This window comes from Leptolyngbya sp. 'hensonii' (assembly GCF_001939115.1).
In the GTDB taxonomy this organism is placed as follows: Bacteria; Cyanobacteriota; Cyanobacteriia.
Genome location: NZ_MQTZ01000047.1, coordinates 134,727 through 141,483, shown reverse-complemented (window position 1 = coordinate 141,483; position 6,757 = coordinate 134,727). Strand labels below are relative to the sequence as shown.

Annotated in this window: 6 protein-coding genes; all 6 read left to right on the top strand. The window is 50.1% G+C overall.

The features are described 5' to 3' along the window. Positions 1 to 255: hypothetical protein (locus BST81_RS28200; RefSeq protein ID WP_171974812.1), on the top strand; the 255-nt coding region annotated here is incomplete at its 5' end. A gap of 178 nt (positions 256 to 433) precedes the next feature. Then, positions 434 to 1,561 (top strand): putative 2-aminoethylphosphonate ABC transporter substrate-binding protein, encoded by a 1,128-nt coding sequence (locus BST81_RS20125; protein WP_083636970.1) that lies wholly within the window; start codon positions 434 to 436, stop codon positions 1,559 to 1,561. A gap of 261 nt (positions 1,562 to 1,822) precedes the next feature. After that, positions 1,823 to 3,013: a putative 2-aminoethylphosphonate ABC transporter ATP-binding protein gene (locus BST81_RS20120; RefSeq protein WP_083636969.1), complete on the top strand. Its 1,191-nt coding sequence runs from the start codon at positions 1,823 to 1,825 to the stop codon at positions 3,011 to 3,013. 21 nt (positions 3,014 to 3,034) lie between these two features. Next, positions 3,035 to 4,804 (top strand): putative 2-aminoethylphosphonate ABC transporter permease subunit, encoded by a 1,770-nt coding sequence (locus tag BST81_RS20115; RefSeq protein ID WP_075600298.1) that lies wholly within the window; start codon positions 3,035 to 3,037, stop codon positions 4,802 to 4,804. A 40-nt stretch (positions 4,805 to 4,844) separates the two neighbouring features. Then, positions 4,845 to 5,588, top strand: coding sequence for an HAD hydrolase-like protein (locus tag BST81_RS20110; protein ID WP_253188404.1), 744 nt, complete (start codon positions 4,845 to 4,847; stop codon positions 5,586 to 5,588). Between the two features lie 11 nt (positions 5,589 to 5,599). After that, positions 5,600 to 6,733, top strand: coding sequence for a TIGR03364 family FAD-dependent oxidoreductase (locus BST81_RS20105; RefSeq protein ID WP_075600297.1), 1,134 nt, complete (start codon positions 5,600 to 5,602; stop codon positions 6,731 to 6,733). Positions 6,734 to 6,757 lie beyond the last annotated feature (24 nt).

Genomic DNA, 6,757 nt, shown 5'->3' with positions numbered 1-6,757 from the left:
GGCCAAGTCATGCTCAGCCAGGTGAAATTTTTTCGGAATGAGGCGATCGGGGGGGCCGGAGCCAACCCTGGTCAGGGCAAGGGGGGGGCTCTGTTCATCGTCACCCCAGAGTTGCAGTCTCAGGCCGGGGTGATGGCAACACCCAGGGTGCGATCGCTCCGTGCTCTACCCACTTTCATGGACAATTTAGCTTCCCATGCCCTGGGTACTCCCACAGATAATGAAAATGTCTATGGTCTGCTGCGGATCAATTAAACGTGGCAGATCAATCGCTGGGCGTCTCCCCCTGCCCTCTCTTGCAGAATTGATCTAATGGGCTGCGAGAAGTGCCCTTGAGAAATCTCCTTAATCGTAAATTAACTCATTTCTCTGGTAGATAGCCTATTATCCTTTTTGAAATCATCGCCTACAACAAGGTATCAGAGATAACATTATGTCTCCAATGAGTCGGCGAGCTATCTCCCTTTGGATAGCTCCAGCTTTTGTTGCCTTGACCTTTGCTATTGCTTCTTGTTCTGAAAACTCGGCTAGTAATTCAACTGGAAATAGCCCCACTTCCACTTCTTCTACAGCAATCTCTGATCCAAAACCAGAAGGTGGAAATGTTTCTTCAATAACAGTTTATACTGCACTCGAAGATGACCAAATCAAGCCTTATCTGGCTAGCTTTAATCAGCAATATCCAAACATTAAAGTCAATATTGTTAGAGATTCTACTGGAGTCATTACAGCCAAATTTCTCGCAGAGAAATCCAATCCTCAGGCAGATGTAATTTGGGGATTGGCGGCTTCCAGTTTGTTGGTGGCAGATAAACAGGGCCTACTGGAACCCTATGCCCCTAAAGGAATCGAAAAAGTGAACGCTCTTTTTCGGGATGGGGCCAACCCCCCCCGTTGGGTCGGGATTGATGCCTGGGAATCAGCATTTTGTGTCAATACGATCGAGGCCAAGAAGAAGAACCTCCCGATTCCCAAATCCTGGGCTGACCTGACCAAGCCAGAGTACAAAGGGCAGATTGTTATGTCGAACCCGGCATCCTCTGGAACAGGTTTCCTGTCGGTTTCAACCCTGTTGCAAATGAAGGGGGAAAAGGATGGTTGGAGTTATCTGGATGCGCTGAACGAAAATATTGCGCAGTATGTGCATTCAGGGTCTAAACCCTGCAAAATGGCTGGTGCTGGAGAATATCTAATCGGCATTTCCTTTGGCTACCGCGCCGTCAAGCAGAAGAATGATGGTGAACCCATTGAGCCCGTTTTCCCTGTCGAGGGTTCGGGTTGGGATGTTGAGGCAAATGCGCTGGTCAAAAAGGCTGAGATTAAGCCCGCAGCCAAGACCTTCCTGGATTGGGCAATTTCCGAGGAGGTCTCCAAGGAGTACGCCAAGAACTTTGCCATTACGGCCATTAAGACGGACGTTCCTCCGCCTGCCGGGTATCCTGCTGATCCGCTCAAGCAGTTATACCCAAAAAATGACCTCAAATGGGCTGCGGCTAACCGGGATCTGATCTTGAAGGAATGGACAACTCGTTACGACTCAAAATCAGCCCCCAAAAAGTAGCGTTGATCAGCGCTGGATTTCTGTAGAGGCTAATCTTGCACGGTTAGGTGGCTGCCACCATCTAACCGTGCAACCAATCCCAGGACGCTGTTGTGAAAGGGGGGTTGTCTTGGATCACGATCTCCAACGGACCTAATTCTATCCAGGCGTTTACCCTTGAGGTTTGCCTGTGAGGGTGGCGGAAAATCCTTGCTCAGGCAAGGTTGGCGGCATTCTCTGTTCAGTACTCTGCATAGTACCCTTAGCAGTCGGTATTATCCCATGACTTATCCCCCCGAACCAATTCCTGGCTCTGTTCCTCAGGATGATCAGGTCTCCCTTGCGACATCAGCGGAATCTGGCCTATCTCATGCTGCAAGTTCTATTGCTGCTGAACGGGGACAGCCCTACTTGCAAGTTGAGAATGTTTCTAAAACATTCGGTCCATTTGTCGCTCTCCGAGATATCTATCTGGATGTTTACCCTGGAGAGTTTGTTTGCTTGTTAGGACCTAGTGGCTGCGGCAAAACGACCCTGCTGCGAATTATTGCTGGATTGGAATTTCAGACTCGTGGGCGAGTGATTCAGGGAGGGAAGGATGTTTCCCGGTTGCCTCCCGCTCGCCGGGATTTTGGCATTGTGTTTCAATCCTATGCATTGTTTCCTAATCTTACGGCGATACAAAATATTGCCTACGGATTGCAGAATACTAAAACAGCCAAATCTCAGGTAGAAAGCAGAGTTCGGGAGTTACTGATCTTGGTTGGCTTGCAGGGATTGGAGCATAAATATCCGGCCCAGATGTCAGGTGGCCAACAGCAGCGGGTGGCCCTGGCCAGAGCGTTGACCCTTTCCCCTGGACTGTTGCTTTTGGATGAACCTCTCTCAGCCCTGGATGCGCAGGTTCGAATTAAATTACGAACGGAAATTACCCAGTTGCAGAAACGTCTTGGAATTACCACCATTATGGTGACTCACGATCAGGCAGAAGCGCTGGCTATGGCCGATCGCATCGTGGTGATGGATAAGGGATATATTGCTCAAATTGGGACTCCACAGGCGGTCTACCAACACCCGAGTACCCCCTTTGTGGCCAACTTCATCGGCACCATGAATTTCATTACGGGGGAGGTGACTGCTGAAACCCAGGTTCGTTGTGGCAATCTCCTCCTTGAAACCCCTCAAAATACCTTTCCGGTGCAGCAACACGTTCTCCTGGCGATTCGCCCTGAAGCCATTCGGGTCATTGCATCCGTTTCGGATAGAGCTGGTGCCAATCAGTTCACAGCCGAGGTCGCTGGAACAGAGTTTTTAGGCTCGGGCCTGCGGGTAACAGTCTATCCAGAGGGCAATGCGAAAGAGCCCCTCACCCTCGATCTCTCCACCTACGAGGCTCAATCTCTCCGGGTCAATGTGGGAGAGAAGCTGTCCATAGAATTGCCACCAGACTTCATTCAAGTTTTTGCGGTTTAGGTCTTTTCGATCGCACCTCCTATGACAACCTCACCTCCCACGAAATCCTTCCCTCAAACTTTGCTAGCTAGGTACTTTCCTCAGCAAATCACCCATCGCATGACGGCAGAGGATTGGCTGATGCGGGGATTTTTGGCTTTGGGCGCGTCTTTTTTGCTGGTTGGCGTGGTATTTCCTCTGTGCCCAATGGTTGTCCGCAGTTTTCAGGATACAGACGGCCATTGGGTGGGTTTGGCCAATTATGTGCAGTACATTTCCACACCAGCACTGCTAACCTCGCTCCTGAATAGCCTGGAGATCGCTGTCGCCAGTGCGCTGATCGCTGTGTTACTGGCCTTCGGCTACGCCTATGCTTTAACCCGTACTGCTTTGGTGGGTAAAGCATTCTTTCAGATCCTGGGCATGCTCCCCCTGTTTATTCCGCCTCTGGCCCATGCGATCGGTCTGGTCTACCTCTTTGGCCGACAGGGGTTAGTCACCAACGGAATCCTGGGATTACCGGGTTGGGATATTCATCTCTATGGTGCTGTAGGGATTATCTTGGGCGAAACGCTCTACCTGTTTCCCCAGGCACTGATCATTCTGATCACCGCATTGAATTTAACCGATGCAAGGCTCTATGAAGCGGCTCAAGCCCTCAGAACACCCTCCTGGCGCACATTTTTTACGATTACTTTGCCCAGTGTTAAGTATGGTCTGATGAGTGCCATCTTTGTTTGTTTCACCCTGGCGTTCACAGATTTTGGAGTGCCCAAGGTGGTTGGAGGTGATTTTAACGTTCTGGCCACTGATATCTATAAGCAGGTCATTGGGCAGCAAAACTTTTCTATGGGCGCAACCATCAGTGTATTTCTCCTGGCTCCCACCCTGATTGCCTTTGTGGCCGATCGGCTGATTCAACGCCGACAAACGTCCCTGGTTAGTGCCAGGGCGGTTCCTCTCCAACCTAAACCCAACCTAATTCTAGACTGGGTCATGTTTGGGTTTTGTCTGCTGATTGCTTTATTTGCAGTTCTGGTTTTTGCCACAATTATTCTGGCGTCCTTTGTTAAAGTCTGGCCGTACAACTTTAGCCTGACCTTCAAGCACTATAACTTTGACAATGTGGGGGGAGGAGGGACAGCAGCCTACTGGAACAGCATTTGGATGTCATTGTATACCGCAATTTTTGGCACGATCGCGGTGTTTCTGGGGGCCTATCTGGTTGAAAAGGGCAGAGGACTGATCTGGCTGAGATCGGTCACCTATTTTCTCTCTACTGTGCCGCTGGCTTTACCGGGACTGGTTCTGGGATTAGCCTATGTATTCTTCTTCAACAATCCCAGCTTTCTCGGACTGCCGATCTCCAATCCCTTCCTGGGTTTATATGGCACGATGGGCATTCTGGTGCTCTGTAATGTGATCCATTTCTATACTGTTTGTTTTCTCACAGCAACCACTGCTTTGAAGCAGCTTGACTCAGAATTTGAATCTGTTTCTGCGTCGATGTCGGTTCCATTTTATAAAACCTTTTGGCAGGTAACCCTGCCCCTTTCGGTCCCAACTATTTTGGAAATTGGGGGCTATTTCTTTGTTAACTCGATGGTGACAATTTCTGCCATCATCTTCCTTTACCCACCCACCCTGCCACTGGCTGCTGTAGCTATTGTCAATATGGATGATGCGGGGGATATTGCTCCAGCAGCAGCAATGTCAACACTCATTGTTATCACCAGTATGGCAATTAGAGTTTTTTACCGATTGTTAACCCAAGGACTGCAACGACGCACCCAAGCCTGGCTAAAGAAATAAAAGATTGCACTGACAGTTCGATAGGAACTAAGGAGGAAGTTTGAAAGAGTTAAATCAGGGGGCACCTATTGAACTGGTTGTTCTGGATATGGCCGGAACAACAGTCAAAGATAATCGGGAAGTCGAGAAATGCTTCCTTGAAGCTGCCGATCACACGGGGTTAACGATCGCACCTGAACGCTGTAATGCCATGATGGGGCTTTCCAAGAAGCAGGTCTTTCAAACGCTGTGGGATGAGCAAATTGGTAGGCAGCATCCAGAATATGAAACTAAAGTAGAGGCTTCTTTTGCAGTCTTTAAGCAGGTTTTAGAAACACACTATCAAACTCAACCGGTTGTTCCAACGGAAGGTTGTCTGGAATTATTTGCTTGGTTAAAAGCACAGAACATCAAAATTGCGTTAACGACTGGGTTCTATCGAGAAGTCACTCAGATCATTCTGAATCGGCTGGGTTGGGATCAAGGCTTGAATCAGGAGTATTTGGGTTCAGCAGAATCCATCATTCAGGCGTCGATTACCCCCTCAGAAATCTTCAACAATGAGGGACGACCAGCCCCTTACATGATTCAAAAGGCAATGTACAGGCTTGGGGTCCGAGATTCCAGGCAGGTCATCAATATCGGTGACACCCCTTCTGATCTGGCAGCAGGGCATCATGCGAATTGTCTCTACTCCTTTGCGGTCACCAATGGAACCCACACCCGATCGGAACTGGAGGCCTATCCTCACGATGGATTGTTTGATTCATTGCGAGATTTTCAAACCTATCTGGCAGTGGCCTGAGGGGCAGAACCATGAATCAGCCTCATCAGACTGAAGTTGCCATTGTGGGAGCGGGAATTGTGGGTCTGGCCCATGCTCTGGCCGCTGCCCGCAAAGGTCATCGAGTTGTGGTCTTTGAGCGCAATCCTCAAGCTGTAGGGGCATCGATTCGCAATTTTGGCATGGTCTGGCCGATCGGTCAGCCTGTGGGGGTGTTGCTCGATCGGGCCTTGCGGAGTCGCGAAATCTGGCTGGAAGTTGCATCTCAGGCTGGCTTTAGCCTTGATCAATGTGGCTCTTTACATCTGGCCTATCGGGAAGATGAATGGGCGGTGCTAGAGGAATTTGTGGCCACGACCCAAGGGGCCAGATATTCTGTTGAACTGCTTCAGGCGCAGCAGGTGGCTGAAAAAAGCCATGCTGTAGTGATGGAGGGATTGCTTGGAGCACTGTGGAGTACAACGGAGGCGACCGTTGACCCCCGTGAGGCGATCGGCAAAATGCCCGCCTTTCTGACGCAATGCTATGGGGTCGAGTTTCGCTTTGGGACGGTAGTGACGGCGATCGCCCACCCTCAGCTCATCGCAGGCGGGGAAACCTGGAGGGCAGATCAGATTTTTGTCTGCAGTGGTGCAGATGTTGAAACCCTTTACCCTACCCTCTATGCGGCCAACGGCATCACCAAAGTCAAATTGCAGATGATGCGCACTGTCCCCCAGGCCAATGACTGGGAACTGGGACCCTGCCTCTGTGCCGGTCTAACATTAACCCACTACAGTTCTTTCAGCCACTGTGCCGCCCTGGCGGCGCTGAAAAGCAGAATTACTGCCGAAACCCCCCATTTCCCTCGCTGGGGAATTCATGTCCTGGTTTCCCAAACTCCAGAGGGGGAACTGACCCTGGGGGATTCCCACGAGTATGGGTTGAATCCCGATCCCTTCGATCGATCGGAAATTAACCAGATTGTCCTGGATTATTTGCAGAAATTTGCCCAATTCCCATCCCTGGAAATTGCAGAAACCTGGCATGGGGTTTACACCAAAATTCCTGAAAAAACAGAGTTTGTTGCACAACCTGAACCTGGAGTCACGATTGTCAATGCACTCAGTGGTGCAGGAATGACCCTGTCCTTTGGTTTGGCTGAGGAGGTGATGGCTTCGCTCTGACAACTGGGGGATTATCGCTCTGAC